Source organism: Haladaptatus sp. QDMS2, from assembly GCF_029338295.1.
GTDB lineage: Archaea > Halobacteriota > Halobacteria > Halobacteriales > Halococcaceae > QDMS2.
Map to the genome: position 1 here is coordinate 2,501,550 of NZ_CP119791.1, position 25,457 is coordinate 2,527,006.

Genomic DNA, 25,457 nt, shown 5'->3' on the forward strand with positions numbered 1-25,457 from the left:
ACGGTGACAGGACAGACGCGGTATGATTCAGTGAATATCGACAGAACCCCATGAGAAGACCTCTCGCTGCCGTAATCCGGGGAATTGACCTCGGTAGCCCCGAAGTCTCAAGTGCGTCCGACACTAACTTGAAGGCATCATGGATGCAAAGCGGCTCGAACGGGCACTCTCAGAGGAGTTCGACCCGGATGCTGGAGAGCTGCGTGTTGTCGTTCGTCAGGCCTGTGACCTGGCGGATTCGGGGTTGATAGAACGTGACCGCGGTCACGAACTGGAAGTCAGGGACGTCGTCGCGAACCTGAACGACGCACCGAAAAACAGCTCGCTCTCACAGCGCTGGAACTGGTGGCTCGGCTCGCTCGAAACCGCCTACGGCGGCTACGCCGAATTCAGAATTCTGCCGACCCTCTTTGAGGACATCTGAACCGATGGAGGCAAACGGCATCGTCCGCTACGTCCGATAGATGAAGCTACGCTTTCTTGGCGGGGCACGCGAAGTTGGCCGGAGTGCCATCCTCGTGAACGACCGCCTCCTTTTGGACTACGGGATGGCCCCCGGCGACCCGCCAGCCTACCCCGTCGGTGACGTGTCGCCCGAGGCCGTCGTCGTCTCGCACGGTCACTTAGACCACGTCGGAGCGCTGCCGACGCTGCTATCTGGGGACGAGCGCCCGCCGATTCACTGGACGCCACCCACCCGCGAACTCGCGCTGACGCTCGCCAGGGACACGCTGAAACTCCACGGGGGCACCTACGACTGCCCGTTCACCGAAGTCGAAGTCAGTCGGATGACGCAGGTGTCAGCAGAACACGGGTACGGCGACTCCTTCGAGGCTGCCGGCCACGAAATCACCTTCTTCAACGCCGGACACATTCCCGGCAGCGCCCACGTTCTCGTCGACGACGGCGAGACGCGCCTGCTCTACACGGGCGACTTTCACACCGACGACACCCGCCTACTCTCGGGGACGACGGACCGCCCCGAGGCGGACGTGGTCATCTGCGAATCGACGTACTCGGACGTAGACCACGACCCCCGCGAGCAAGTCGAACGACGATTCGTCGAGAGCGTCCAGACGACGGTCAGGGAGGGTGGCACGGTCGTCGTCCCCGCCTTCGCTATCGGCAGAACGCAGGAGATGCTCCACGTCTGCGCCGCCCACGGCGTCGATTGCTACGTCGATGGGATGGGCAAGTACATCACCCAGATGCTCCGCAACTACCCCGACTACGTGCGCGACGAGACGGCCCTCCAGCGGGCGAAATCGAACGCCCGATTCGTGACCGGGAAGAACGGCCAGCGGAAACGTATCGCCGCCCAAAACACCGTCATCGTGACGACGAGCGGGATGCTCACCGGCGGTCCAGCGATGACCTACGTACCGGAAATCCGCACCCATCCGGTGAACAAAATCACCTTCACTGGCTATCAGGTCGAAGGCACGCCCGGCCGCGAACTACTGGAACGGGGTCGTGCAGAATTGAACGGCCACGTCCGCCCGGTGAGCGCACAGGTAGAGGCCTACGACTTTTCCGCGCACGCAGACAGCGACGGTCTCCGCGAGTTCCTCGCCGCCTACGGGGGGACGCCGATTTTGCTCAACCATGGCGACCGCTGTGAAGCGTTCGCAGCAGAGTTGCAGGCCGCGGGCCACGACGCACACGCGCCCGTCCTCGACGAGACGGTCGAAATCTGATTACTCGTTCAACAGGTGCTGTTCGATGCCGGAATCGCCCCCGAGCAGCGCATTCAGCCGTCGCGTGATGAAGTCGAAGAAGGCGACCAGCGGGTAGAGAAGTCGTTCGATGAACGAGATGGGGATGGCGACGGTGAGCGCCCACTTCGCCGCGTTACCGAGACCGTAGGATTTCGGGACGATTTCACCGAAGACGAGGACGACGAAACTGCCGACGAGGGTGGCGACGGTCACCGCCTGACCCGTAGACAGGTACTCGATAGTGAGGACCGTGATGATGCTCGAGATGGCGACGTTGACGACGTTGTTGCCGACGAGCAACGTGACGAGCAGGCGGTGGGGGTCCCCGCGAAGGTCCGCAAGTGTATCGACGCGAGAATCGTGCCCGGGCGTCTGCGAGGCGAACCACGAGTCGGGAAGTGTGAAGATGGCCGTTTCGCTGCTCGAGAAGAACGCACTCAGCGCGATGAGACAGGCCAACACGACGATAGCGACCAGGGTGACCGAGAACGAAACCATACCATGGATGCGGACGCCAGCCTCAAAGAACCCGCTCCAGTGAAGTGGGAGGGAATCGAACAGGATGGCGATGGCCGCAGTGTTGAGTTCCGAGACGGCGATTTTTCTGCTCCTGCAAATCGTGCTACTGTTGGCTGTGGCTCGGCTGCTCGGGGCGTTCACCGAGCGTATCGGCGCAACGCGCGTCGTCGGCGAACTCACGACGGGATTCGTCCTCGGCCCGTCGATACTGGGCGTCGCCGCCCCGCCCGCCTACGAGGCGCTGTTCGCCGTCGAAGAATCTGCCTCGCTCGAAGTGCTGTCGCTGCTTGGCCTCGTGTTGTTGCTCACCCTCGCCGGCATCGAGATGGAGTTTCAGTTGATTCGCCGACGCCTCCGGGACGTAGTCGTCATCGGGTCTGCGGGTCTCGCACTACCCTTTGGCCTCGGGCTGGGCCTCGGATTGCTCGTGCCCGGGAGTCTGCTCGTCAGTTCGTCACCTCGCCTCGTGTTTGCGCTCTTTCTCGCGACGGCGCTCAGCATCTCCGCGATTCCCGTCATCGTGCGCATCCTGCGCGACCTGAACGTCTTTCACCAGCCATTCGGCCAACTCACGGTGGCGACGGCGATGTACACGGACACCCTCGGATGGGTGTTGTTGAGCGTCGTCGTCGGCATCAGTCGGGCCGGGTCGCTCGAACTCGGCGCGATCGGCGTCGTCCTGCTCGTCCTGCTTGGCTTCCTCGCGGTGGCGTTCACCGTCGGGCAACGAGTCGTGGACAGCGTTCTCCGGCAGATCGGCACCGACGGGAAGGGGCAACTCGCGCTGGTCGTCGGGACAGCAGTGCTCGGCAGTGCAACGACGATTGCGCTCGGCATCGAACCCGCACTCGGGGCGTTCGTCGCTGGCCTGCTCATCTCGCGAAGCGGCGGCGTCAAACCCGCCGTCTCGGACACCCTCGAACGCGTGACCGTCGGTATCTTCGCGCCGCTGTTTTTCGGCATCGCGGGCCTCCGCGCTGACCTCGGCGCACTGGCCGACCCAACCGTCGCCCTGTTCGGATTCGTGACACTCGCCGTCGCGACGGTCGGGAAACTGGCCGGCGTCTACCTCGGGGCCACCGCACTCGGGTACTCACGCACCGAGGCACTCGGCATGGGGGCGGGTCTGAACGCTCGCGGCGCCATCGAAATCGTCATCGCCACCGTCGGCCTCGAACTCGGGATTCTCTCGGTCGAGGTTTACACCATCATCCTGGGCGTCGCCATCCTCACTTCCGCGATGACCGCGCCGCTGCTCCGAATGGTCGGCCCGCAACTCACCCGCGAACTGGCCTGAATTCCCGCCAGACGAACTCCTATCCGTCTGCCGTGCCTACGGCCGCGCATGGTCCAGAATCAGCGCGACACGTTCGACATCGGCGGCGACCTCACCGTCAATCGCCTCGGCTTCGGCGCGATGCGCATCACCGGTGACGGCATCATCGGCGAACCCGACGACGTAGAGAGCGCAAAAGACGTCCTCCAGCGAGCGGTCGAACTCGGCGTCAACTTCATCGACACCGCAGACTCCTACGGGCCGGGAACGAGCGAACGACTCATCCGCGAGGCACTCGCCCCCTACCCCGAGGACCTCGTCATCGCGACGAAAGGCGGCCTGCTCCGCAACCGAGACACCCAGTGGAAGGCACACGGCGACCCTGACTACCTCCGAAACGCCCATCTCGCCAGTCTCGACCGCCTCGGCGTAGACAGCATCGACCTCTACCAGCTCCACCGCCCCGACCCGGACGTGGACTTCGAAGACTCGGTGACAGCACTCGCAGAACTCAAAGACGACGGCGTCGTCGAACACGTCGGCCTCAGCAACGTGAGCGTCGAACAGTTGGAGACCGCCCGCGACATCGTGGACATCGCCACCGTCCAGAACAAGTACTCCATCAAGCAACGCGAGTCAGCAGACGTCCTTCAGGTGTGCGAGGAGGAGGGAATCGGCTTCATCCCGTGGTTCCCACTCGGCGCGGGCGACCTCGGCGAGACGGGCGAGGTTTTAGACGACATCGCGAGTAGCTACAGCGCGACCCGTTACCAGATTGCCCTCGCGTGGTTGCTCCAGCACTCGCCAGTCATGCTCCCGATACCGGGCACCTCCAGCGTGACGCACCTCGAAGAAAACGTCGCAGCCTCGGAGATTTCGCTCTCGGACGACGAAATCGCACGTCTCGACGGGTAAAGAGGCATATCTCTTTTAGCTCTGGCGTGGTAGTTCATAGCATGATTCAGAAGGACCTCTCTGCGGACGAAAAGGCGGCACTCCACGAACTCCAGCTCGGTAGCGAACACCTGTATCGCGCCTACGGGAAGTTACTCGATTTCCACCACGCCGTCGGGCACGCGATGGACCGGTTTGCGAACGCCGAAGAAAATCTGCGAGCGGCGGGGTATACCGAACTTGCGGACGAACTCCGTGACCAACACCTGCCTGCCGGCGTCATCGACGACAAGTGGACGTACGAAATCGTCGAAGAATTCGAACACGGCTTCCTCGCCGCAACCACCGATTTCGAAAAGCGCGTCTGTCTGGAACTGGCCGAAGGGATGGACCACGTCAGCGAACGCGAGTTGCAATCGATGCTGCGGGTCAGGTCGCGACAACAGGGTCGCTAACGCAGTTTGAAACTACGCTTCGTCTACCTTCTCCGCGTACTTCTCGAGTTCCGCCGCCAGTGTTCGCGCCTCTTCGGCCGTCAGTCGCACCGAATCTGCGTGCGGCGCGAGGGTGTCGAGTTCCGTCGGGTCGAGTTCCACCTGCAGTGAGACGTGGTCCGGATTCTTTCGCGGAGCCGTGACGTTGAGCGTGGCGAACGCCTCCTCGGTGAACCCGTGGCCCTCCGCTTGCGCGTCCAGGAGGTCGAGCGTGGTGTACGCGTTGACCGTCATGATGCGGTCGGGCATCAGTCGTCAGATGGCGCGGGCGAGGCGTCCATGCCGTCGTCTTCCGCGTAGGGGTACCACGTCATCTTCGTGTTGTGCATGAACGGGTCCTCGTAGTCCGTCTCCTCGGGTTCGGCGAGGCCTTGCAGGTCGTCTTCGTCTTTCGCCGCGATGAAGTCGCGGAAGCTCTGTCCGTCTTCGCGCTGGTCTTCGTACACCTGCAGGAGGTTCTTGATGTAGCCGGGCACCTCGTCCGCGGCGACGCGCATCTCGACCCACTCTGCGAACTGCGGGTTCTCGCCGAGGCCGCCGCCGAGACCGATGTCGAAGGCTTCGACGGGGTCGCCGTCCTTGCGCGTCTTCATGCCCCGGAGGCTGATGTCCGCAATCTGGGGCTGGGCGCAGGAGGCCGTACAGCCCGAGAGGTGGATGTGGAAGTCGGTGACACCGTCTGGAACCTCGACGTTGTCGCGGAGCCAGCGGCCGTAGCGCACCATCCGGTTTTTCGTCTCGACGATCGAGAGCGAGCAGTACTCCGTGCCGGTACAGGCGATGGAACCTCGCATGAACGGGTGAGGGTCCGGCGAGTACTCTTCCAGAAGCGGCTCTGCGAGGAAGTCGTCTAAGTCCTCCTCCGCGATGTCGGCGACGATGAGATTCTGGCGCTGGGTGATGCCAATCATCTCGGAGCCGTACTCCTCGGCGAGGTCGGCGAGTTCGATGACGTCCTGGGCGTTCTGTCGGCCGACGAGGACGTACAGGCCGACGAAGTACTGGCCATCGCTCTGCTTGTGGACGCCAACGTAGTCGCCCGGCGCGTCGTTGCGCCCGGAGTTGTAGTCGTACTCGTGGCGCAGGTCCTCGCCTGCGGTTTCGAGTTCGTAGTCGATGTACTCGTCTTGCAGGACGCTGCGGAACTTCTCTGCGCCCCACTCGTCGACGAGGAACTTGATGCGGGCGTTGAACCGGTTGTCGCGGTCGCCGTGGTCGCGGAACAGTGCGGAGATGCCGGCGGACACGTCAGTCATCTCCTCTGGGCGGCAGAACACGTCGATGTCGCGGGCGAGACGCGGTTCCTTGCGGGCGAGGCCGCCGCCGACGCGGACGTTGAAGCCGGTGACTTCCTCTCCATCGAGTTCCTTCGTCGCGGGTTCGAAGGCGAGGTCGTTGATGTCGCCCTGCCCTGCGCCACGGGTGTCGCCGGTCACCGACACCTTCCACTTGCGCGGGAGGTTCGAGTACGCCGGGTTGCCCTTGAACTCGTCGTTCAGTTCCTGGACGAGCGGCCAGACGTCGATGTGCTCGTCCGCGTCGCGGCCGGCGACGGGACTGCCGACGATGTTGCGCCACGAGTCACCGCAGGCCTGAATGGTAGAGAGACCGACGTCCTCGAGTCGGGAGAAGATGTCCGGGATGTCCTGCAGTTGAATCCAGTGGAGCTGGATGGACTGGCGGGTCGTCCAGTCACAGACCGCGCCGGGCCACTCGGGATTGTCGGCGGGGCCGTGGGCGTAGTCTTCGGCGATTTCACCGACGACGCGCAGTTGTTCTGGCGTCAGGCGGCCCATCGGGACGCCGACGCGCATCATGAAGTAGCTCTCCTGGCCGGAGCGCTGGTGGTAGAGGCCCCACCACTTGAAGCGCTCGAACCAGGCGTCGTGTTCGTCTTCCGGGATGGCTTCCCAGCCCTCCTCGGCGAATCGTTCGAGGTGGTCACGGATTTCGAGACCGTAGGTCTCGTCTTTCCAGCCCTCGACTTTGCTTGGCATGACTCGCTAGTTGCCCTCGGCTCATATACGCCCAAGCGTGCCGTCAAGCATCCCCGCGTCTGCCCAATTGAGGAGAGTATTGCCCCTTCTACGCGGACGTACCTCGGTGTCGCAGCCGAGGGATGTGGATGCTTTCGGGGACGACACCGTAGAACGTGCCATCTATGACCCGCCCGACGGTCACCCAGTCGGTGACGCTCTCTTCGCCGCAGACGATACAGCGACCCGCGATTTTCGCGGCAATGTCACCGTCTGCAACACCGACATCGACGAATCCCTCCGCGAGAAAGTCGGCGACTTCGCAGGCGCAGACGTCGTGTCGGGCCAGCAACCAGAGGTCGCTCACGCTCACGCGACGCGCATCGTTTACGCTAATCCACGCGCCGTCGTCGAGCGTGTGGACGGCAACTTGCATACCCCGTCTTTGCGCCCGGCTACCCAAAGTCCGACGGCCCGAGCAACGTTCCCCGGCGGTGATGACGAACCAATCTGGCAGAACCGGCCGCATGCGAGCGGTTTTCGTGTGAATCGGCCGTCGTAGAAAGCGGCCGCGGTTGCCGCCAAGCGGTTTTCAGGGTCACAATTTCAGGTGAACGCGGGCTTATTTTAGGTGGGACAATAGAGTCGAGCATGTCAGAAACTCCCGACGCCACGATGCTCGCCTCGACACGGAGGGATGCCAATTGAGTAAGCAGACAGTCGAGCCCGAACCCGAGGTGAGCGACGACCACGATACGAGCCACCTGGACGACTTAGAAGACGGAAGCGGCTGCACCGAGATCTGGGAGAAACTCTCAGAACAACGCGAGATTCCAGAAGAGTAGGACGTTGTGACCGGCGTGCACAGCACGCGCAGATTTTTAAGGCTCATCCACCTACGCCGACCCATGAGAGAGGCGCGGCGACGCGACGAGATTGGCGCAGGGCGCAGGTCACCCGTCGGTGAGCCCGTCATCCGCGGTGACCCCTCGGTCACCGGCGAACGAGCCCAGGAAGCCGCCCGCTTCGACCCCAACGACCCCGACAGCCTCGCCCGCGCTGCGGAGACGGTTCAGAACTTCGCGACGAAGACCATCGGCGACGAGGACTACGTCTACATGCTCGAAGGGGCCGCCGCCTGCGCTGCACTCGTCCGGGGCGAAGGCTCGTACAAGGCCGCCGCCGCCCGCGCCGGCGGCGACGTGACCGTCTCGTTCATCCGGAAGTGGGCACGCGTCCACGACCTCCCCCGCGCCATCCGTCGCCACGTCGCCCAAGGCGAAATCGCCCCGACCGCCGCCAAACACATCGCCCGCGTTCGGGGGGAAGCGCGCTTCCTCCTCGCGTGGGCCGTCCTCGACAACGACCTGACCGTCCGGCAGGTGCGCGCTGCCGCGAGCGCCATCAACAACGGGACGAGCGTCGAGGCCGCGCTCGCAGAACAGGGCGTCCACCCCGGCGAAGTGACGCTGTCGCTCCCCGTCGACGCCTACCGTGAACTCCGCCGACAGGCCGCCAATCAGGGCGTCGAACCCGGCGAGCTCGTCGCCGACGCGCTCGAAGCGGTGTGGCAAACGGAGTAGGAAACTGGCAGACGGAATCGTAAAGGTTTACCACTAACCGCCGGTAGTCTGTGGTACAGGGCTGGTAGCTCAGTTAGGCAGAGCGTCTGGCTTTTAACCAGACGGCCAGGGGTTCAAATCCCTTCCAGCCCGCTTTTGCAACGAACAACACCGCGAGCACCGCGGAGCGTGTGCTCGCAACTCCGTGAGGAGTTAAACGGCTCCGAAGGAATTTGAATCAGGGAGCAGCTCTGCTGCGACCGAGGTTCAAATCCCGACACGCCGTATTGTGTTTTTAGGATACACTCGCAAAACTCACAGAGTTTTGCTCACTTCCGATGCGGCTTTGCCGCATCGACGTTCGTAATCACGTGGTGATTACTCACTTCCAGCCCGCTACATTCTCTCGCGAGCAACGTGGCGAGCGAGTGCTGTGTCGATACTGGGGGGATTTGAACCAGGGAGCAGCTCTTCTGCGACCGGCGTTCAAATCCCGACACGCCGTTCGACTCCGTCTCACGCCAGTCGTCGTTCGTGAACGCACGCGTTCACTCACCGCCGATGCGGCAAAGCCGCATCGAGGCTCGCAAACCCGAAGGGTTTGCTCGCCGCCGAGGCGTACCTTTATTTCAAAACCAGACACAGAGAGAGCCATGCAACTCGGGTCCGATGTCCTCTCTTCGTTGTTGATTGTGGCGGGTGGGTTCGTCGCGCTGGTCGGGCTTGCGACCATCGCAGGAATGCCGTGGACGACGAAGGCGAGTGGACTCGCGGCGGGGGTCCAGGTGGGCGGCGCGCTCGCGGCGGTGGCGCTCGGCGCGGGACTCGTGTGGCTCGGAAGAAAAGCGTAGACGGCGGTTAGCCCTTGCGCGGGAGGTACGCGAAGGAGAGGATGAAGATGACTGCGAGGAGGCTCAGGATGATGATTCCCCAGAGGCCGTTGATGGTGTCTTCGAAGTCAGTGACCTTCGCTTGCTCCTCGGCGTAATTTTCGTAGTTCGGCGAAAGCTGGACCTCTTCCTCCGAGATGAAGTTCACGACGTAGTCCTGTCCGGAGAGTGTGACGTTGCCGCCCTGTGAGAGGTCAATCGTGTTCGTCCGTGGGGCGTTCCAACCGACCGTCACGCCGCTTTCAGAGACACTCTGGACGGTGGTCGAGTTGTTCTGATACTGCAGTTGGTCTCCAGTCTGGAACTCTTGATTGTCGGGTTCCGGCAGGTATTCAGAGAGCAGTCGCAGCGTCTCGTTTTCTGAGTAGACGACGTACCGAGAGCCGTTCCGGGTAATGGTCTCGTTGTCGACCGCCGGGTCAGCGGCGAGGCGCTGGGTGACGTTGAACTCCTGGGTCATCGTGAACGAGGAGACGTTCGACCCGTTCGGAACGAGGACGCGGTAGGTGTCGTTGTTGTAGGGCACGGTGGAGTTGTTCGCGAGTTCCGCCGTGTAGAGGGCGGACTGGTTGGTCCACGTGAGTTCACCCGCGAAGCTGGCTCCGCCTCCGCCACCGTGACCGCCTCCGCCGCTCGATTCTTCGAGCGAGAGGCTCGCCACCGTGTACGTTCGGTCGCCGACTGTGAGCGTGTCGTTCACGCCGTAGGTTGGGCTGTCCAGTTTGATGTGCGGCTGTTCGGCCGTTGCGATGAGCCCGTAGGCCCCCGCACCGGCAACGACGAAGAACACTGCAAATATGGCCGCGGCGCGTCGTTGCATGCCTGAAGCGTCGAACGGACGCCGTATAACGGTTACTTTTCTCGCAGGCCGCGGGGTACAGCGGCGCTGTTCGTCGGTTCACGCACGCAAGCCGCCAGACGGCAGTGACGTGTCGCTGAGCTAACACGGACGCAACCACGAGCAGATAGCGTTATATGTTACCGAGTAGCATAACTGGTAGAGGTATCGATGGCTACAATGACCCAGCGAGCAGCATGGATGCACTCCGCCGACCACCGGATTCTGGACTATTTACAGCGCGAGCGACCGGATTACGCCCCGCTCATCGCGAACCGACTCGGGATGCACTTGAAGTACGTAGAGGAGCGCATCGACGTGCTCTGTACGTATGGCCTGCTCGAAGCCATCAGCGGTGAGGTCGTCTACCGCATCACCGACCGGGGCGTGGCGTATCTCGAAGGTGAAATCGACCCGACGACGCTCACCCCGGAATACGGCGAGACAGAAGCCTAAAACGAGAGGTGCGACGAGGAGGAGGGCATATCGTCGCCGTCGTCGAGGCCGCCCTCGTGGAGGAATCTGCATTTTGCGTCCGTGAGATATACGTCGCCGTCTTCGACGGTCACGTCCACTTCGACGAGTGTCGATTCTGCAGCCTTGCCGTTGTCGCAGTAGCCAGAACAGCCGTCGAACATCGAGCCGTGTTTGGGGCAGATGATTTCGCCGTCGCGCATGGCCGCGCCCATGCCGCGGTCGAGTCGCTGGTCGGTCTCGTGCTGGCAGAAGTTCTTCCACGCCGCGATGCACGTGGCCGTCTTGACGAGGATGACCTCCTCCTCGCTCCCATCCAGTTCGCGGACGGTGAACAGGTACGATTCGTTTTCGGCGAGGTCAGAAGCGGAGACGAGATGGGTTCCGCGGGGCATACCCAGAGTCGGGAGAGCACGGACTTAGACCCGACGCTCGCTGCTACATCCACGGGCTTTATCGACGTGGCATCCACTTCCTGACACAATGAGACTCTACAGCGCGGCGAAGCCGGTTCTGTTCAGGCTTCCACCGGAGACGGCCCACGGGCTGGTCCACGGCCTGCTCGGGAAAGCGGACGGGACACCTCTGATGAGGGCGATGCGTCGCTTCTACACCGTGAACGACGACCGCCTCACGGTCCGGGCGTTCAACCAGCAGTTCGAGAATCCCATCGGCGTGGCTGCGGGGTTCGACAAGAACGCAGAGATACCGGGCGCGCTTGGTGGCCTTGGGTTCAGTCACGTCGAAGTCGGCGGCGTCACCGCAGAACGCCAACCCGGAAATCCCAAGCCACGGATGTTCCGCCTCCGCGAGGACGAGGCGCTCGTAAATCGTATGGGGTTCAACAACGAGGGCGCAGACCGCATCGGCGAACGATTAGCCGACGTGGACGTGGACTTCCCCCTCGGCATCAACATCGGGAAGTCGAAAGCAACAGCCCTCGAAGACGCCGCAGACGACTATCTGTACACCTACGAGCGCGTCAAAGACGGCGGCGACTACTTCGTCGTAAACGTCTCCAGCCCGAACACGCCGGGTCTGCGCGAACTCCAGAACCGCGAACCACTGGAGCGAATTTTCTCCACACTGCAGGACGCCGGCGCGAGTCCCCTCCTCGTCAAACTCTCGCCGAACCTCACGAACGCCGCCGTCGAAGACGTCATCGACGTGGTGGAGGACCTGGACCTGGACGGCATCGTGGCGACCAACACCTCGACCGATCGACCGGCCCACCTCCAGAGCGCAAACAGTTCGCAGACCGGTGGCCTCTCGGGCAAACCAATCGAGGGACGAGCCACCGAGATGATTCGCTTCGTCGCAAAACGCACGGACAAGCCAGTCGTCGGCGTCGGCGGCATCGACTCTGCCGAAGGAGCCTACCGAAAAATCAAGGCCGGTGCGAGCGTCCTCCAACTCTACACCGGCCTCGTCTATCACGGCCCATCCATCGCTCGCGACATCAACAAGGGACTGCTCGAACTGCTCGAACGAGATGGATACGACAGCGTGGAAGACGCCGTCGGCGCGGATTTACCGTAGGTCCATTCGCATCGTCACGAACTCGTATTCCCCGCCGTTCGTCTCCTGTTCGTATCGCCCAGTCTCCTCGAAGCCGACGCGCTCGTATACTCGAATCGCACGCTCGTTGAACGCCGCTACCGCGAGTTCGAAGGCGGTTGGGTCGAAGCGTTCTCGAGCAAAGGCGAGTCCCGTCCTGAGGAACTTCTCTCCGAGTCCCCCTCCGGTCAGGTCTGGAGCCATCCCGAGGCCAATCGTCACGACGCCATCTGTTTCTGAAAAACTGAAGAAGCCGACGAAGGTTCCGTCTGCATCTTCGACTGCGAAGTACGAACCCGGCCAATTGCTGGCCTCGAGGAACTCCTCGCGGTCTGCGGGGTCCGCATCCAAATTGTAAAAATCGAACGGCGGCTCGTAGCGCCAGCTATCGACTGCATTGGCGTCTGCCTGTGTCAGCGGACGAAACGAGAACTCCATTCGAAAACAGACCGCGACGAGTGAGAAAAGTGGGTCGCTACTGCAAGGCTCGCAGGTCGAATTCGAAGCCAGCGACCGGCAGTTCGAGGCCGTGTTCGACGAGCACCTTCGGGTGAAGCTCGCCGATGACGCCGACTTCCTCGCCGTCGATGACGACGGCGGCGGTGCGCCCGGCGATGAACGATGGATGTTCCGTGGCCGGGGTTTCGAGGGCAACGTCGAACGCGCGACAGAGTGCCTGCAGGCGCGATTTCGCGTCCTCGTAGGACACGTCGTGGCGGGCGAGGACGGCGGCGACGTGGCGTGCTTCTGCGACGCGGGTGTTCAGCGAGTCGTCGCGGTGGGCGACGAAGCCGATTTCCGCTAAGTCCTGTGGATAGGCGCGGTGCGTGTTGTTTTCGAGAACCATCAGCAGCGACGGGAGGTTCCACGTTCGAAGCGTCGTGTACTCCTCGCTGTACGGTTCGGTGATGGTCACGGGCGTTTCCGCACCGAGAGCGTCGTCCGCGGGCGAGATGCCCATGCGCTCGAAGTTCTCCACCTCGCTCGTCATGTGGAAGTTGAGCAGGTCCTGGAACCCGAGGCCGACGAGCGTGTCACGGGTGGCGGTTTCGAGCCGCGAGCGGTCGTGCAGCCCACCCACCGTCGAGACGTCCGGGTACGTCGGTTCGAGTTCGTTGAAGCCGTAGGCCCGCCCGATGTCGTCCACGATGTCGAGCGGGTGGAGCACGTCCACGCGGTACGGCGGGACCGAAACCTCGTAGACCGGTTCGCCGTCCTGTGTCTCCGTCTCGGCGTCGAGGCCGGCGCGTTCGAGCAGGTCGACGACCTCTTTCTGGTCTAAGTCGATGCCGAGCAGTTTCTCGATGCGCTCGTGGCTGACCGTCTTTGTCTCGAGTTCGAAGTCGGGACGGACGAGTTCGTGGTCGGGGTACTCGACGTTCACCTTCTCGACGGTGCCGCCGCGGGCGTCGAGCGCGTAGCAGATGATGTTGCACATCCGGTCGATGGTCCACTGGTCCGTGCCCGTGAGTTCGATGAACAGGTCACGCGAGTCGGTCGAAACCTCCGTCCGGCGGCCGTTGATGACCGGCGGGAACGAGAACAGCCCGATGTCGTCGTAGATGGCTGGGAAGCGGTCGAGCCCCTCCACGAGGGCTGCGTACTTCTTGCCCGTCTCGTGTTCGGTGAGGACTTCCCGTGGTGTGAGTTCCTTGTCGGAATCGAGCGCGACGAAGGTCTCCGCGTCCGGGTCCACGCCCTTGTAGGTGATCGATTGATCGCCTGCGCCGTCGGTCGCTTTCGCGCCCTTCAGCATGGTCAGGTCGTGGACGCCGATTGCGCCCTTGGCGCGTTTGCGGCCCATCGTCGCGTGGAGTTTCTCCTGTAACTGGATGAGCGAGTCGAGGCCGTCCGCAGAGAGATTCGCGCCACGGACGATTGCACCCGTGACGTAGGGTCGTTCTTCGGGAACCGATTCGTCAACGACGATAGACCAGTCGGCGTCGTTCGTCCGGGGGACGTACACGCCGCGGTCGTCACCGTACTGGTAGCGCAGCGAGCGGGCGACGCCCTCCACCGAGAGGCGGTCGAGACGGTCCGGGGCGAACTCCAGTTGGAAGTCGCCGTCGGCTGTTTCGCCCTCGAATTCGAGGCCGAGGCCGAACAGGTCGGTTTTCAGTTCCTCGTCGCTCTTCTCGTCGTGGCCGGTCAGGCGGCGCAGTTCGTCTGGGTTGACGTCGACAACTGGCATTAGTAGACTACCTCCACGTTCCGCAGCAGGTCAAGGTCACAGAGCGTGCCGTGAACGTCGCGGATATCTTCGAATCCGTGCATCAACATGAGCAGGCGTTCTAAGGCGAGGCCCCACGCCATGACGTCGCACTCGACGCCGAGTGGGTCGAGCACCTCGCGGCGGAAGATGCCGCTGTTCCCGATTTCGATGATTTCACCCGTCTCCGGGTGGCGACCGAACAGTTCAAAACTCGGCTCCGTGTACGGGTTGTAGTGGGGTTTGAATTCGAGGTCGGTGATACCGAACTGCTCGTAGAACTCGGTGAACGTGCCCATCAGGTCGCGCACCGAGAGGTCCTCGGCCATGACCCAGCCCTCAATCTGGTAGAATTCGAGTAGGTGCGTCGGGTCGAGCGTGTCGTTGCGGTACACCTTCTCGACGGAGAAGTACCGGGCCGGTTCTTCGAGTTTGCCGATTTCGTGGCCGGAGAGATACCGCATCGAGAGCGAGGTGGTGTGCCCGCGAAGGTCGATAGAGCGCGCCACGTCCTCGGTCCACGGCGAGTGGTACCCCTCGCCGTCCTCGCCCGCGCCGTACAGGTGGGCGTCGTGGACGCGTTCGAGCAGGTCCTCGGGGAGGTCCTCCATCGGCGGCACGTCTAAGGCGAACTGGTCCCAGTGGGTGCGCGCCGGGTGGTCCTGTGGCATGAACAGGCAGTCGTTGATCCAGAACTCGCTGTCCGCGTGCGGGCCTTCCATCTCCTGGAAGCCCATGCCGACGAGCACGTCCTTGACGCGGTTTGCCGTCTGGCGCAGGATGTGTTCTTTGCCGCCGCGATACACTTCGGCGTCAGCCTCGACGTTGTACTCGGCGAAATCGACGTCCTGCCACTCGCCAGAAGTGAGCATCTCGGTCGTGAGACGGCCAACGGTTTCTGCGACTTCGACGCCGGCCATCAGCGCGTCCACGCCCTCGTCCGTGAGCAGCACGGAGCGAATCGTCGATTCAGAAATCTCGACGAGGTCACGACGTTCGAGTTGCGAGAGGACGTCGCCATCCGCGACAGAATCGCCCGCGACGAGCGCGGCGAGTGCGTTCGCCTCGTCGTCGGCGTCGGGGTCGGCGTCCGGGTTCACGGACACCGCACCGCTGTCGATGGAGCCGTAGCCCTTGCGAGCGAAATTAGAGAGCGCGATGTTCACCTGTGGGCCGCCGAGGCTGGATGCACCGATGATGCGGCCCATCTCAACGGGTCCCTCGTCAGCACCCTGTTCGAGCGCGGCCTCGTAGAGACGAATTTCGGGGAGCCCCTCTGTTGCGTATTCTTCGCCTTCGTCGGTGACGGAAACCGCCTCTGTCGTCTCCTCGGAGACGGTGACGAGTCCCTCGGCTTCGAGGGCGAACGCGGCCCCGGCGACCGTCTCTTCGGGGAGTTCTGTGGCTTCCGCCAGTTGGTCGAGCGTCTGTGCCTCTGTGGCGGACGCGGCCTCTAAGACCGCGACCTGTGGTTCGGGTAATCTCATTATTGCTTGTTGTCGCGTACACTGCCAGCAAGTCAGTTAGCGGTTCCGAATACACCCACGTCGGTTTCCTCGAGCCCGGAGGCCGGATTCCACCGTCGCGTCTCAGAACCGAAAAAAGCCGAACCCAGCGGTCCGCAGGGAGTCGTCGCCGGTCAACACTGGCGTGGGTTCGGTAGCCATACCCGGTGATACGAGCGGATTCGCTAAAAAACGTTCCGGACACCGCGTATGCCCAGCGTGCATACCCGTTCTTACGACTCATTACAGGAGAGTATTGACGTTACCGGTATGTTGAAATAATACTTTTCTGCCCACCAGTGCTACCGTGTGACCACCAACCGGGCAGTCCGGGTTTCGCACAATGAACGCAACGTACGCAGACGAGACGGTAATCGAATGGAACGAGTTCTACGAAAACGGCGAGTACGAGCGCATCGCCTACATCGGCGAGGAAGCGATGCCGAAACTCCTCCACCGCTTCTTCGAGCGCCACGGTGCACCTGGGAGTTTCGCCTCCATCGGGTGTGGCCCGGCGGCCGCGGAGTTCGACCTCGCCCCGGATTACCCGAACACCGAGTTCTACGGCTACGACATCTCACAGGCCGTCATCGACGACAACGCGGCCCACGCCGCGAGAGAAAAGCTCGACAACATGCACTTCGACGTGGCGAGTCTTCCGAACCTCGGCATCGACCGGCAGTTCGACGTGGTGTACTGCCTCGCCACGCTCTACTTCGTCGATGGTGTCGATAAGTCAGTGAAAGCGCTATACAACCTCGTCGAGCCGGGTGGCTACCTCATCTTCAACTACCCCAACCGCTACACGATGTGGACGTTCGACGAGGCGTTCGAGGGGTCCCGCCGCGACCTGTTCCACCGGGTCGTGGAGGGGAAGAACCTGCTCTCCTACGAACGCATCCGCAACCTCCTCGGGGCGAACCCGCGGAGCTACTGGACGTTCATGGACGCCGCAGACCTGCCGTTCGTCGGTCGGGACACGCCGTGTGTCTATCTTCGAAAACCGCTCGAAAACGAGGATTGAGAGTTAGCGACGCGGCGACGTGAGTTCGATGTCCGCCTCTTCGAGCAAGTGTTCGACCTCGGCGCGCTTCTCCTGATGCTCTGCTAAGAACTCTTTCATCAGTTTTGCGGCCTGTTCCTTACAACCGCCACAGAGGCGTTCGCCGCCGACACACTCGTCGTAGACTTTCTTCGCGAAGGCGTCGTCGTCGGCCGCGAGCAGGTAAGCGTAGAGTTCGTACACCGGACACTTGTCCGCCTCGCCACCGAGTCGGCGCTGCTCTTCGGCCGTCGAGCGACCACCGGTCGTCGCGGATTTCACCTTGTCGTAGCCGTCCTGTGGGTCGTCGAGCAGGCTGATGTGGCTCGCCGGAATCGAGGAGGACATTTTGCCACCGGTGAGGCCCGTCATGAAGCGGTGGTAAATCGAGGATGGGGCGTAGAAGCCGTACCCACCGTTCTCGATTTCGATTTTCCGGGCGAGCTCTTCTGCCTCCTCGCGGGTAAGTTCGAACGAGTCGATGTGCTCGTCGTAGACGCGCTTTTCGCCTTCCACGGCCTCGATGAGCGCGTCGAAGGCTTCCGGCGTGGCGTTTCGGTCCACGAATCGGACGCGCGGTTCGATTGGTTCCTTCCCGGCCGAATCGAGTTTGGCGACCACGCTGTCGAAGCCATCGCCGTCGGGATTACCGTGTTCGCGAAGCCACGCAGCGGCGTCCTCACAGCGGACGGTTTCGCCGTCGTCGGCAGAGAGCGCGCCGTAGGCGGCTCCGAGGAGTTCTCGCTCTGCGTCGTCCGCCTCGAAACTCGCGAAGGCCTTGGTCACGCCAAAGTAGCGCATCCGGGCGGCGAGGTCACGGGCCAGTCGGACGTGGGGGTCCTGGTCGGGGCCGACCGGGATGACCGTCGGCTTTGGCTCGTCGAGTTGCGGGTAGAGGATGTCCGCCATCTGCGTGACGACGCTCTGCATGTGCGAAACGTCCGTCTCGCCGTCGAAGCCGTAGATGTTCTCCAGTTCGGAGAAGTTGGCCTTGATGCCGAGTTCGAACGCGAGGTCCTGCAGTTCGCGGTTGTCTGACTGTCGGTAGAGTTCGCCCGCCTCGGGGTCGAAGCCGAGGGCGAGCAGGCTCAGCAGGTAGTCGCGAGCGTGTTCGTCGATTTCCTCCCACGAGAGACCGCGGGCGGAGTGGGCTTCTAAGTCAGCAATCAGGGCGTAGGCGTCTGCGCCCTGCTGTTGGTGCCAGATTATCTCGTCGAAGACGAGTTTGTGACCGATGTGCGGGTCGCCCGTCGGCATGAACCCCGAGAGCGCGGCCGTTGGCTTGCCCGCAGCCATCGCCTCGAGGACGGCGCGGTAGTCGCGGTGGCCGAAGATGACGCCCCGACGCATCAGGTAGTGTGGATTTTCGACGTCGGGAAGCACCTCGTCGAACTCCTCGATGCCGAACTCCTCGAACAGTTTTCGGTAATCCGCGATGGTCGACGAACCCCACGGGTCGAGCGTCGTCGCATCTGTTTCGTCCGCTGCTCCCGTGTCGTGTTCTGAATCGCGTGTCATGGTGTGAGTCGACCTACCGACAACCAGGTCTCTGTTCCGTCGTTCGCATCCGTCAGCGCAAAAACCATTCGTTTCCGGACCCCGTGGGCGAGGCGCACGTCGAGTGCCAACTCTCGCAGGGCGAAGGCGTGGTCGCGTTCGAGCACGCGAATCAGGTACTCCGAGTGGCTGAGGTCCGACACAGATTCCACGTCGGCGTAGGTGCGGAAGTCAGCACCGAACTTGAACCCCGTCTTGGGGACGACCTGCCGGTCGCGCAGTTCGGTGTACACCCTCAGTCGGCGGTCGAATCGCTCGCCTTCGACCTCGTGACCACGCGCGACGATGGCATCTGTCCCACCGTCTACGGTGAGCGTCCCCTCGTCAGTGAGGTAGGCCGCTTCGAGCAGCGAGAGCTGGACGGGTCCTTCCTCCTTCTTGCGACCGCCGAGCGGTTGGCCGTAGAACGCGGAGGCGTAGAGGGCACTCGGCGGGTCCCAGACGACCACGCGGTCGTCGATGAGCGTGCCCCTGCACGGTGGGAGGTCGAACGTGGTCGAACCCGTGATAGCGAGGGTGTCCGTGTCGAGGTAGGTGATTTCACCTTCCTCGTCCACCACGGCGAGGACGCAGTCGCCGAGCGCCGCGGCCGGGACGCGCGTTCGTTCGCCCACGGTGCGGATGCGATAGGCGATCTCGTCGTCCCACGGGCCGCTGCCGCGTGGGAACACCACGAAGTCCTCGTCGCCGGTCGGTTCGACCCAGCCGTCGCGTGCGGGAGAGAGGTAGAATCCCCGGTCGCGCAGGTCGCGGTAAACCTGAAAGCGGACGGCGAAGCCCTCGCCGGTTGCATCGGCGAAGAACGCCTCGAAATCCATGCCCTCGACCGTGTCGAGGTCGCCGCGAAACAGCAGGTGGGCCGCCTCGACGGGGTCTAAGGCGACCTCGTTGCCGTCGAGCGGCCGGCCGTAGCCTCGGGCGTCGTAGTAGCGCTGGCGGGCGTTTCCGCCGACCTTCACGACGCCATCTTCGAGCGTGCCGTTCATGACTAGAGGCAGACGGCGGGCGACAAAGGGCCTGCGGTCACACCGCGTCGCAGGTGGCGTCGAGACACCGATGACCGGACGCAGTTTCGAATTGGGGCAAGCCACACGGACAGTTTCCCGCGTGCGTGCCCGTCGGGAACGCGAACCCAGTCTCACAGTCGGGATAGTTCTCGCACCCGGCGATGAGGCTACCCCGCCGGAGTATGTTGAGGTTGCCGTCGCACTCGGGACACTGCCACTCGCCGTCGAACTCGGCTTTGATTCGCTCGTCGAGCGAGTCACACGAGCGGTCGATGCAGAGTTCGAACGCCTTCCCGTGCGTGGCGCGCATCTTCGGGAGGCCACAGTCCGCGCACTGCTCGTCCAGGATGGCTGCGTGCTGAGGCAGGCCGTAGTGGGCTTCACAGCCGAGACAGGAGACGTGCCTGCGTGTCTTGACCAGTGTTCCGTCGCACTCGGGGCAGGTGCCGACGGGCGTGCCGGCTTTCGCGGCAGGCACAGAAGTGGCGGTGTACTCGTCGTGGACGGTGACGGTCAACGACTGGTCGCCGTCCTGGGCGATGATGGCCGTGTCGCTCATCGAGAGGGAGGCGGCGCGAGTCAGCCACGCGACCGGCTGGTAGCCGTCTGCGTCGTGGACGAGGAGCGTGTTGTCGGGTTTGGCGATGACGACGACGTGGCCGCGGGCGGTCTGCTCACGGGTACCTTCGAAGATGGTCGTACAGTCGCCGGCGAGGACGCGAATCGAGTCGGGCATGGCCCGGACTGGTCCCGTATTGGTATATAAAATTCAGTCCACGCGAACCGTCTTCGTCTCGGTCTGTGGCAGGAGCGGCAGGTCGGGATACGCGACGTGGACGGCGTACTCGATTTCCTCGAAGTTCCCGCCGAAGACGGGGACGAGAAGCGTGTCTTCGCCGAGATAGGAGGACTTCGCTGAGAGTTCGGTGTCGTTTCCAGTGACGCGGAGGCCAGCGCGAGCACCGCCACGGCGATTTTTCACGTTGACTTCGCACATGTTGTTCTGGCCCGCGGCGATAGAGGTGGGGAAGTCGCCCCAGTCGATTTCGACGTTCGGGAGGTTGTTGGCCGACTCGTAGACGCGCTCTGCGACGCCCGCAGAGAGTCCGGCGTCGATGAGGCCTTCGACGCCCGCGGCCCGCACGTCTTCGGGCGTCTCGATACCTTCTTTCGCGAGTTTGTGGGCGCGTCCTGAGCCAACGCCGTCGATGGCGGTGAGGCCGACGGCGGCACTGGAGATGCCGGTTTCCACGCGCGCTTCCACGCGACGTGCGAGGTTCGCCGTCTCCGCGGTGTCGAACCGTTCTAAGAACGACTGCATCGCCGCGAGCAGGCGGCGAGCGTTCTGCTGGATGACCCACGCGTCAGAGCGCAGTTCCGGCGGCGTGCCGCCGTTCATGCTTGCTCTGAGGATGGCGAGCACTTTGCGCTGGCCGGGTTCCATGCTGTCCGGCGTGTGCTGGCCCACGAGGATGGCGTTGATGGCGTCGCGCTCCGATTGCCGGGCGCTCACGCTGTCGAACTCGGCGGCGCAGGACACGGTTTCGAGAATTGCGGCTTCGTCCACGAACTCACGGTCGGCGAGGCGTTTGAATCGCTCTGCGGTGGCGAGGCGCAGGTAGAACTTCGAAGCGAGCACGCCGAGGGCCGTCCCGTCTACGCCGAGGTCGTCGTCCATCTCGACGAAGCCACGGGAGACGAGTCCCGAGAGCGCGTTTCGCACCCGGTCGCGCAGGCCGTCGAAGTCGTACTCCTTCGGTTTCGACCGCGAGCGGATGGCGTAGAAGGTGGTGTCGAGCCAGCTCATCACGTCGTCTAAGTCCCGGAGGGTTCCCATCGCGATTTCTGCGTTTAGGTGGGCGTCCAGGTCGTCCGCGAGTCGGGATTCGATTTCCTTGCCCTCGCGCAGGAGGCGGCGGTACTTGTCGGCCTCGGCACGGTCACAGACCACCCAGCCGTAGCCCACGTCGTCGTACCCCGGTCGCCCCGCGCGTCCGAGCATCTGGAGCACGTCGAGGGGACTCATGTCCACCTCGCCTTCGAGCGGGTCGTGGAGCTTCGTGTCGCGGATGACGACACAGCGAGCCGGGAGGTTTACCCCCCACGCGAGCGTGGAGGTCGAAAACAGCAACTGGATTTTACCCTCGCGGAACCACTTTTCGACGGCATCCTTGTCCTCTTTCGAGAGGCCCGCGTGGTGGAACGCAACCCCGTCGGTGACGGAGTTTTTGAGCGTGTTGTTCTGGAGGTCTTTCGCCTCGGTGTGGAAGTCGTAGTCGCCGCGGGCACCGATTGGGATGTCGCGCTCTGCGAGTTCGTCGCGGGCCTTCTTCGCCGCCTGCACGGTGTCCTGCCGGCTCGCGACGAACACGAGCGCCTGCCCGCCGTCTTTGATGTGCGGTTCGGCGAGGTCGATGGCGCGATAGAGGCGACGGTACTTGTCCGCGAACGAGTTGTCCCCGTGCGTGTACGTCTGGACGTCCGCGTGGAGGTCCACGGGCCGGTAGGCGTCGTCGAATTCGAGCGTCGTCTCGGGGACCGCACCGAGCCAGTCGGCCACGTCCGCGATGTTTGGCATGGTCGCAGAGAGCGCGACGATGCGCGGGTCACACAGTCTGCGAAGTCGCGAGACGGTCACTTCGAGGACGCTGCCACGTCGGTCTGAGTCGAGCAGGTGCACCTCGTCGATGACACAGCAGGTGACGTCTGTGATGAACGAATAGCGCGGCGAGTCGTGCTTTCGGGTGGCAGAGTCGGTCTTCTCTGGGGTCATCACGAGGATGTCGGCGCGTTCGGCCCGCCGGGAGTTCAGGTCGCGTTCGCCCGTGACGACGTAGACGGAGTAGCCGAGTTGTTCGAAGCGTTCCCACTCGGCTTCCTTCTCGTTGGTGAGCGCCCGGAGTGGCGCGATGAACAGCGCCTTGCCGCCGTCGCGCAGGGCCTTGCAAATCGCCAGTTCCGCGAGCGCCGTCTTGCCACTCGCGGTGGGCGCACTCGCGACGAGGTTCTCCTCGCGCGTCAAAATCGCGGGCAATGCCTCGCGTTGCATCTGGTTGAACTCCTCGAACGGGAACACCGACTCGAACTGCGGGATGGCCTCTGCGACCTTCACGGAGGACACCTCGACGCAGTTCGCAATGGAAACGTGGGAGAGACCGCCATCTGGTAGTGAGGTTGGTCGCCCTGCCAAAAGGCGTTTCCTAGTCGGCCGCCGTCGCGCTCGCCCGCCGGAACATTCCGGTGTTGGCCGAGTGATAGAAGTAGATGCCGAGTCCGACGGCGGCGGCGATGTTAGACAGGGTCACCGCCCAGAACACCGCGTGCATGCCAAAGGAGAGGACGAGGCCGCCGACGGCGGCGATGGGCAGCCGCACGCCCCAGTACTGGACGACCGAGGCGTACATGCTCACCTTCGTCCGGCTCGCGCCGTTGAACCCGGCCTGGAACAGGTAAATCGCGCCGAGTGCGGGGTAGCCGTAGGCCAGAATCCGCAGGTACTCGACCGAGAGCGCGAGGCCTTCGGGGGACAGTTCCGGGACGAACGCCTCGGTGAGGACGACCGGGAGCAGCCACTGGATGACGCCGATGACGCCAAGGCCGATTGCGGCGAGCCGGACGCCGAGCCACGTCGTGCGCTTCGCGCGGTCGAGTTTTTTCGCGCCGAGGTTCTGCCCGACGATGCTCTGGGCGGCCTGCTGGAGTCCCTGTGCCGGGATGAACGCGATGCTCGCGACGCGGGCACCGACCGTGTACGCCGCGATGCCCGCGACGCCGCCGACGGCGAAGACCACGGCGACGATGATGAGGCGGACGATTTGATTCGTCCCCTGCTGGACGGCCGTCGGAAGCCCTACCTCGAAGACGGCGCGAATTTCACTCGCGTCTACGACGAACGACCGCTCTGAGAGCATCCCGCCATTGCGCCCGCGAATGATGAGGGTCAACCCGAGCAACATGCCACTGCTGTAGCCGATGACCGTCGCGAGCGCCGCGCCCGTGACGCCCATGCCCTCGATTGGACCGTATCCGAAGATGAGCAGCGGGTCGAGGACGATGTTCACGCCGACCGACGTGAGGTTCATCCAGAGCGAGGCCCGAGAGTCGCCCCACGCGACGAGACCGGCTTCGAGCGTGTCGCCGAGGGCGATGAGCGGCAGGCCGAGCGCGATGGTTCCGAGATAGGCGATGGCCATCACGGGGACGACGCCATCGACGCTCATCGGGTTGGTGCTCACGAGCAGCGAGACGAGCGGCCGGGCGCCGAACCACGCGATGACGCCGAGGAGGGTGCCGACGCCGAGCGCGATGTAGATGCCCGACCCCAGCGACCGCCTGGCCCCGGCGACGTTTTCGCCGCCGATGCGCTGGGCGACGCGAATCTGTGTGCCGACGTACGGAATAAAAATCGAGAACGAAAACAGCAGCGCGACGGCGGGTGCGGCGAGGCCGACGGCGGCGACGGCGTCACCGCTCAACCGGCCGAGAAAGATGAGGTCGACGATTTGCACTACCACCTGAACGAGATTCTGGACCAGGAGCGGGGCCGAAAGAACAACCAGCGCCCGGAGTAACGGTCCGTCGGTGATATCAGATGGAGAGAGCTCAAAGTTTGGTCGCCACATACTGAGATATATTTCTCAATTATTGCCCCGAATACATATATTTGACAGGGTTTCTCGCGGGGAGAGATAACGTGGAGGTTCGACCGTCGAATTCGACCTGTGATGCCGCGAGAGCGGGCACGTGGCCGGAAGATGCAGTGGGTCGGGGTTACCCCATCTTTTTGTCCCCGTATCCCCAGACATCTGGTAATGAGTCGCGTGCGGAAACCTGACTGGCTGAAGATGCGGCCACCATCCGGCCAGCAGTTCACGAAAATCAAACAGACCCTGCGCGAGCACAACCTCCACACCGTGTGTGAGGAGGCCAGTTGCCCGAACCTGGGCGACTGCTGGAGTGGTCGCAACGGGCCGGGCACGGCGACGTTCATGCTGATGGGCGACCGCTGTTCACGGGGCTGTAACTTCTGTGACGTACAGACCGGCGGGATGGAACCGTTAGACGAGGACGAACCCGCGAACGTCGCCGAGGCCATCGCAGAAATCGGCCTCGATTACGTCGTCCTCACGTCCGTCGACCGCGACGACCTGCCCGACCAGGGAGCGGGCCACTTCGCCGAGACCATCCGCGAAATCAAGCGCCGCGACCCAGGCATCCTCGTGGAAGTGCTGATTCCTGACTTCCAGGGCGAACCCGAACTCGTTCGGAAAATTATCGACGCCAAGCCCGACGTCATCGCCCACAACATCGAGACGTGCGAGCGCCTCCAGTGGCCGGTTCGTGACAAGCGGGCGGCCTACGACCAGAGCCTTTCGGTGCTCGAACAGGTGGCAGACGAATCCGACATCTACACCAAGACGAGCATCATGCTCGGCGTCGGCGAGTACGACCACGAGGTGTACCAGACGCTCTCCGACCTCCGGGAATCCGACGTGGACATCGTCACCCTCGGCCAGTACCTCCAGCCGTCGCGTCGCCACCTCGACGTGACCGAGTTCGTCCACCCCGACCGCTTCGACGTCTGGCGACAGGTGGCGGAAGCGGAACTCGGTTTCCTCTACTGTGCGAGCGGGCCGATGGTTCGCTCGTCGTACAAGGCCGGTGAACTGTTCGTCGATGCGATTCTCCGCGAAGGCAAGACCATAGACCAGGCCCGCGAGGAAGCGCGGGCCGCGTCCAATTCGGCCTGAGTCGCTCGTTTTCTGCCTCGATTTCGACCGCGACACGCTGTGGCTAGCCACGCCGTCGCTCGATTTGTCACGAAATTTTATATCTGACCAGAATTGTCCATCAACTCCACAAATATTCTCTAGACTGTCCCACTCTTCGCCGTCGAAATGGACGAATTTCGAGGAATGGGCGGCAAGAATGGGGGTTAT

26 protein-coding genes and 1 tRNA gene are annotated in these 25,457 nt (G+C 63.2%); 13 read left to right on the plus strand and 14 right to left on the minus strand.

Annotation, left to right across the window (positions count from 1 at the left end; all coding sequences use genetic code 11):
• Positions 1-139 precede the first annotated feature (139 nt).
• Positions 140-424 (plus strand): hypothetical protein, encoded by a 285-nt coding sequence (locus tag P1M51_RS13625; RefSeq protein ID WP_276245712.1) that lies wholly within the window; start codon positions 140-142, stop codon positions 422-424.
• 40 nt (positions 425-464) lie between these two features.
• On the plus strand, positions 465-1,697 hold the full coding sequence (locus tag P1M51_RS13630; protein ID WP_276245713.1) for an MBL fold metallo-hydrolase: 1,233 nt from the start codon (positions 465-467) through the stop codon (positions 1,695-1,697).
• Here P1M51_RS13630 and P1M51_RS13635 read toward each other — a convergent pair whose 3' ends face one another.
• The gene (locus P1M51_RS13635) at positions 1,698-2,216 is read right to left on the minus strand and encodes a DUF21 domain-containing protein (RefSeq protein ID WP_276245714.1); all 519 of its coding nucleotides are present in this window, start codon (positions 2,214-2,216) and stop codon (positions 1,698-1,700) included. It lies immediately after the preceding gene.
• Between the two features lie 64 nt (positions 2,217-2,280).
• Here P1M51_RS13635 and P1M51_RS13640 point away from each other — a divergent pair, with 64 nt between their 5' ends.
• The 3 genes from P1M51_RS13640 to P1M51_RS13650 are packed head-to-tail and all read left to right on the plus strand — an operon-like array spanning position 2,281 to position 4,862.
• Complete coding sequence (locus tag P1M51_RS13640) at positions 2,281-3,534, plus strand: cation:proton antiporter (RefSeq protein ID WP_276245715.1); 1,254 nt, start codon at positions 2,281-2,283, stop codon at positions 3,532-3,534.
• 48 nt (positions 3,535-3,582) lie between these two features.
• Entirely contained in the window at positions 3,583-4,428 is an 846-nt protein-coding gene (locus P1M51_RS13645; protein ID WP_276245716.1) for an aldo/keto reductase, read from the plus strand.
• A 41-nt stretch (positions 4,429-4,469) separates the two neighbouring features.
• Positions 4,470-4,862: a hypothetical protein gene (locus P1M51_RS13650; protein WP_276245717.1), complete on the plus strand. Its 393-nt coding sequence runs from the start codon at positions 4,470-4,472 to the stop codon at positions 4,860-4,862.
• Positions 4,863-4,874: 12 nt separating this feature from the next.
• Here P1M51_RS13650 and P1M51_RS13655 read toward each other — a convergent pair whose 3' ends face one another.
• The 3 genes from P1M51_RS13655 to P1M51_RS13665 all read right to left on the minus strand — a co-directional run bounded on the left by P1M51_RS13655 (position 4,875) and on the right by P1M51_RS13665 (position 7,313).
• The gene (locus P1M51_RS13655; protein ID WP_276245718.1) at positions 4,875-5,150 is read right to left on the minus strand and encodes a DUF6360 family protein; all 276 of its coding nucleotides are present in this window, start codon (positions 5,148-5,150) and stop codon (positions 4,875-4,877) included.
• The gene (locus P1M51_RS13660) at positions 5,150-6,898 is read right to left on the minus strand and encodes a nitrite/sulfite reductase (protein ID WP_276245719.1); all 1,749 of its coding nucleotides are present in this window, start codon (positions 6,896-6,898) and stop codon (positions 5,150-5,152) included. The genes P1M51_RS13655 and P1M51_RS13660 overlap by 1 nt, the downstream gene beginning before the upstream one ends.
• 88 nt (positions 6,899-6,986) lie before the next feature.
• Positions 6,987-7,313, minus strand: a complete 327-nt coding sequence (locus tag P1M51_RS13665) for a hypothetical protein (RefSeq protein WP_276245720.1) — start codon at positions 7,311-7,313, stop codon at positions 6,987-6,989.
• Positions 7,314-7,581: 268 nt separating this feature from the next.
• On the opposite strand from P1M51_RS13665, the gene P1M51_RS13670 reads away from it, so the two are divergent.
• From P1M51_RS13670 to P1M51_RS13685, 4 genes are all read left to right on the plus strand, one after another.
• Positions 7,582-7,722, plus strand: coding sequence for a hypothetical protein (locus tag P1M51_RS13670; protein WP_276245721.1), 141 nt, complete (start codon positions 7,582-7,584; stop codon positions 7,720-7,722).
• 63 nt (positions 7,723-7,785) lie between these two features.
• Positions 7,786-8,460 (plus strand): hypothetical protein, encoded by a 675-nt coding sequence (locus tag P1M51_RS13675; RefSeq protein ID WP_276245722.1) that lies wholly within the window; start codon positions 7,786-7,788, stop codon positions 8,458-8,460.
• 58 nt (positions 8,461-8,518) lie between these two features.
• A tRNA-Lys gene (locus P1M51_RS13680) sits at positions 8,519-8,592 on the plus strand.
• Between the two features lie 500 nt (positions 8,593-9,092).
• The gene (locus P1M51_RS13685; RefSeq protein ID WP_276245723.1) at positions 9,093-9,290 is read left to right on the plus strand and encodes a hypothetical protein; all 198 of its coding nucleotides are present in this window, start codon (positions 9,093-9,095) and stop codon (positions 9,288-9,290) included.
• Positions 9,291-9,297: 7 nt separating this feature from the next.
• Here the strand turns inward: P1M51_RS13685 and P1M51_RS13690 are convergent, their stop codons facing one another.
• Positions 9,298-10,149, minus strand: a complete 852-nt coding sequence (locus P1M51_RS13690; RefSeq protein WP_276245724.1) for a hypothetical protein — start codon at positions 10,147-10,149, stop codon at positions 9,298-9,300.
• A gap of 189 nt (positions 10,150-10,338) precedes the next feature.
• Here P1M51_RS13690 and P1M51_RS13695 point away from each other — a divergent pair, with 189 nt between their 5' ends.
• Positions 10,339-10,623: a DUF2250 domain-containing protein gene (locus tag P1M51_RS13695; RefSeq protein WP_276245725.1), complete on the plus strand. Its 285-nt coding sequence runs from the start codon at positions 10,339-10,341 to the stop codon at positions 10,621-10,623.
• On the opposite strand, the gene P1M51_RS13700 is transcribed toward P1M51_RS13695, so the two are convergent.
• Positions 10,620-11,036 (minus strand): Rieske 2Fe-2S domain-containing protein, encoded by a 417-nt coding sequence (locus tag P1M51_RS13700; RefSeq protein WP_276245726.1) that lies wholly within the window; start codon positions 11,034-11,036, stop codon positions 10,620-10,622. The genes P1M51_RS13695 and P1M51_RS13700 overlap by 4 nt on opposite strands.
• Before the next feature lie 88 nt (positions 11,037-11,124).
• On the opposite strand from P1M51_RS13700, the gene P1M51_RS13705 reads away from it, so the two are divergent.
• Positions 11,125-12,180 (plus strand): quinone-dependent dihydroorotate dehydrogenase, encoded by a 1,056-nt coding sequence (locus P1M51_RS13705; RefSeq protein ID WP_276245727.1) that lies wholly within the window; start codon positions 11,125-11,127, stop codon positions 12,178-12,180.
• Here P1M51_RS13705 and P1M51_RS13710 read toward each other — a convergent pair.
• Genes P1M51_RS13710 through P1M51_RS13720 form a run of 3 tightly spaced genes read right to left on the minus strand, consistent with a single transcriptional unit; the run spans position 12,172 to position 15,894 of the window.
• A complete protein-coding gene (locus tag P1M51_RS13710; RefSeq protein WP_276245728.1) occupies positions 12,172-12,636 on the minus strand; it encodes a GNAT family N-acetyltransferase in 465 nt (154 codons plus the stop codon). The genes P1M51_RS13705 and P1M51_RS13710 overlap by 9 nt on opposite strands.
• Positions 12,637-12,673: 37 nt before the next feature.
• Complete coding sequence (pheT, locus tag P1M51_RS13715) at positions 12,674-14,389, minus strand: phenylalanine--tRNA ligase subunit beta (protein ID WP_276245729.1); 1,716 nt, start codon at positions 14,387-14,389, stop codon at positions 12,674-12,676.
• Positions 14,389-15,894 (minus strand): phenylalanine--tRNA ligase subunit alpha, encoded by a 1,506-nt coding sequence (locus P1M51_RS13720; protein ID WP_276274605.1) that lies wholly within the window; start codon positions 15,892-15,894, stop codon positions 14,389-14,391. Before P1M51_RS13720 ends, pheT begins: the two co-directional genes overlap by 1 nt.
• Before the next feature lie 361 nt (positions 15,895-16,255).
• Between P1M51_RS13720 and P1M51_RS13725 the strand changes: the two genes are divergently transcribed.
• Positions 16,256-16,936 (plus strand): trans-aconitate 2-methyltransferase, encoded by a 681-nt coding sequence (locus P1M51_RS13725; RefSeq protein ID WP_276245731.1) that lies wholly within the window; start codon positions 16,256-16,258, stop codon positions 16,934-16,936.
• 3 nt (positions 16,937-16,939) lie between these two features.
• Here the strand turns inward: P1M51_RS13725 and P1M51_RS13730 are convergent, their stop codons facing one another.
• The 5 genes from P1M51_RS13730 to P1M51_RS13750 all read right to left on the minus strand — a co-directional run bounded on the left by P1M51_RS13730 (position 16,940) and on the right by P1M51_RS13750 (position 24,026).
• Positions 16,940-18,472, minus strand: coding sequence for a tryptophan--tRNA ligase (locus P1M51_RS13730; protein WP_276274606.1), 1,533 nt, complete (start codon positions 18,470-18,472; stop codon positions 16,940-16,942).
• The gene (gene endA, locus P1M51_RS13735; protein WP_276245733.1) at positions 18,469-19,497 is read right to left on the minus strand and encodes a tRNA-intron lyase; all 1,029 of its coding nucleotides are present in this window, start codon (positions 19,495-19,497) and stop codon (positions 18,469-18,471) included. The genes P1M51_RS13730 and endA overlap by 4 nt, the downstream gene beginning before the upstream one ends.
• A 37-nt stretch (positions 19,498-19,534) precedes the next feature.
• Positions 19,535-20,254 carry an endonuclease NucS domain-containing protein gene (locus P1M51_RS13740; RefSeq protein WP_276245734.1) on the minus strand — a complete coding sequence of 240 codons (720 nt, stop codon included), beginning with the start codon at positions 20,252-20,254 and terminating at the stop codon, positions 19,535-19,537.
• Positions 20,255-20,287: 33 nt separating this feature from the next.
• Positions 20,288-22,630 carry a DEAD/DEAH box helicase gene (locus P1M51_RS13745; RefSeq protein WP_276245735.1) on the minus strand — a complete coding sequence of 781 codons (2,343 nt, stop codon included), beginning with the start codon at positions 22,628-22,630 and terminating at the stop codon, positions 20,288-20,290.
• An 88-nt stretch (positions 22,631-22,718) separates the two neighbouring features.
• Positions 22,719-24,026, minus strand: coding sequence for an MATE family efflux transporter (locus P1M51_RS13750; protein WP_276245736.1), 1,308 nt, complete (start codon positions 24,024-24,026; stop codon positions 22,719-22,721).
• 303 nt (positions 24,027-24,329) lie between these two features.
• Between P1M51_RS13750 and lipA the strand changes: the two genes are divergently transcribed.
• Positions 24,330-25,268: a lipoyl synthase gene (gene lipA / locus P1M51_RS13755; protein ID WP_276245737.1), complete on the plus strand. Its 939-nt coding sequence runs from the start codon at positions 24,330-24,332 to the stop codon at positions 25,266-25,268.
• Positions 25,269-25,457 lie beyond the last annotated feature (189 nt).

Coding starts and splice junctions, on each gene's coding strand:
- P1M51_RS13625 (WP_276245712.1), top strand. CDS start 140: ATGGATGCAAAGCGGCTCGAACGGGCACTCTCAGAGGAGTTCGACCCG.
- P1M51_RS13630 (WP_276245713.1), top strand. CDS start 465: ATGAAGCTACGCTTTCTTGGCGGGGCACGCGAAGTTGGCCGGAGTGCC.
- P1M51_RS13635 (WP_276245714.1), bottom strand. CDS start 2,216: ATGGTTTCGTTCTCGGTCACCCTGGTCGCTATCGTCGTGTTGGCCTGT.
- P1M51_RS13640 (WP_276245715.1), top strand. CDS start 2,281: ATGGCGATGGCCGCAGTGTTGAGTTCCGAGACGGCGATTTTTCTGCTC.
- P1M51_RS13645 (WP_276245716.1), top strand. CDS start 3,583: ATGGTCCAGAATCAGCGCGACACGTTCGACATCGGCGGCGACCTCACC.
- P1M51_RS13650 (WP_276245717.1), top strand. CDS start 4,470: ATGATTCAGAAGGACCTCTCTGCGGACGAAAAGGCGGCACTCCACGAA.
- P1M51_RS13655 (WP_276245718.1), bottom strand. CDS start 5,150: ATGCCCGACCGCATCATGACGGTCAACGCGTACACCACGCTCGACCTC.
- P1M51_RS13660 (WP_276245719.1), bottom strand. CDS start 6,898: ATGCCAAGCAAAGTCGAGGGCTGGAAAGACGAGACCTACGGTCTCGAA.
- P1M51_RS13665 (WP_276245720.1), bottom strand. CDS start 7,313: ATGCAAGTTGCCGTCCACACGCTCGACGACGGCGCGTGGATTAGCGTA.
- P1M51_RS13675 (WP_276245722.1), top strand. CDS start 7,786: ATGAGAGAGGCGCGGCGACGCGACGAGATTGGCGCAGGGCGCAGGTCA.
- P1M51_RS13685 (WP_276245723.1), top strand. CDS start 9,093: ATGCAACTCGGGTCCGATGTCCTCTCTTCGTTGTTGATTGTGGCGGGT.
- P1M51_RS13690 (WP_276245724.1), bottom strand. CDS start 10,149: ATGCAACGACGCGCCGCGGCCATATTTGCAGTGTTCTTCGTCGTTGCC.
- P1M51_RS13695 (WP_276245725.1), top strand. CDS start 10,339: ATGGCTACAATGACCCAGCGAGCAGCATGGATGCACTCCGCCGACCAC.
- P1M51_RS13700 (WP_276245726.1), bottom strand. CDS start 11,036: ATGCCCCGCGGAACCCATCTCGTCTCCGCTTCTGACCTCGCCGAAAAC.
- P1M51_RS13705 (WP_276245727.1), top strand. CDS start 11,125: ATGAGACTCTACAGCGCGGCGAAGCCGGTTCTGTTCAGGCTTCCACCG.
- P1M51_RS13710 (WP_276245728.1), bottom strand. CDS start 12,636: ATGGAGTTCTCGTTTCGTCCGCTGACACAGGCAGACGCCAATGCAGTC.
- pheT (WP_276245729.1), bottom strand. CDS start 14,389: ATGCCAGTTGTCGACGTCAACCCAGACGAACTGCGCCGCCTGACCGGC.
- P1M51_RS13720 (WP_276274605.1), bottom strand. CDS start 15,894: ATGAGATTACCCGAACCACAGGTCGCGGTCTTAGAGGCCGCGTCCGCC.
- P1M51_RS13725 (WP_276245731.1), top strand. CDS start 16,256: ATGAACGCAACGTACGCAGACGAGACGGTAATCGAATGGAACGAGTTC.
- P1M51_RS13730 (WP_276274606.1), bottom strand. CDS start 18,472: ATGACACGCGATTCAGAACACGACACGGGAGCAGCGGACGAAACAGAT.
- endA (WP_276245733.1), bottom strand. CDS start 19,497: ATGAACGGCACGCTCGAAGATGGCGTCGTGAAGGTCGGCGGAAACGCC.
- P1M51_RS13740 (WP_276245734.1), bottom strand. CDS start 20,254: ATGCCCGACTCGATTCGCGTCCTCGCCGGCGACTGTACGACCATCTTC.
- lipA (WP_276245737.1), top strand. CDS start 24,330: ATGAGTCGCGTGCGGAAACCTGACTGGCTGAAGATGCGGCCACCATCC.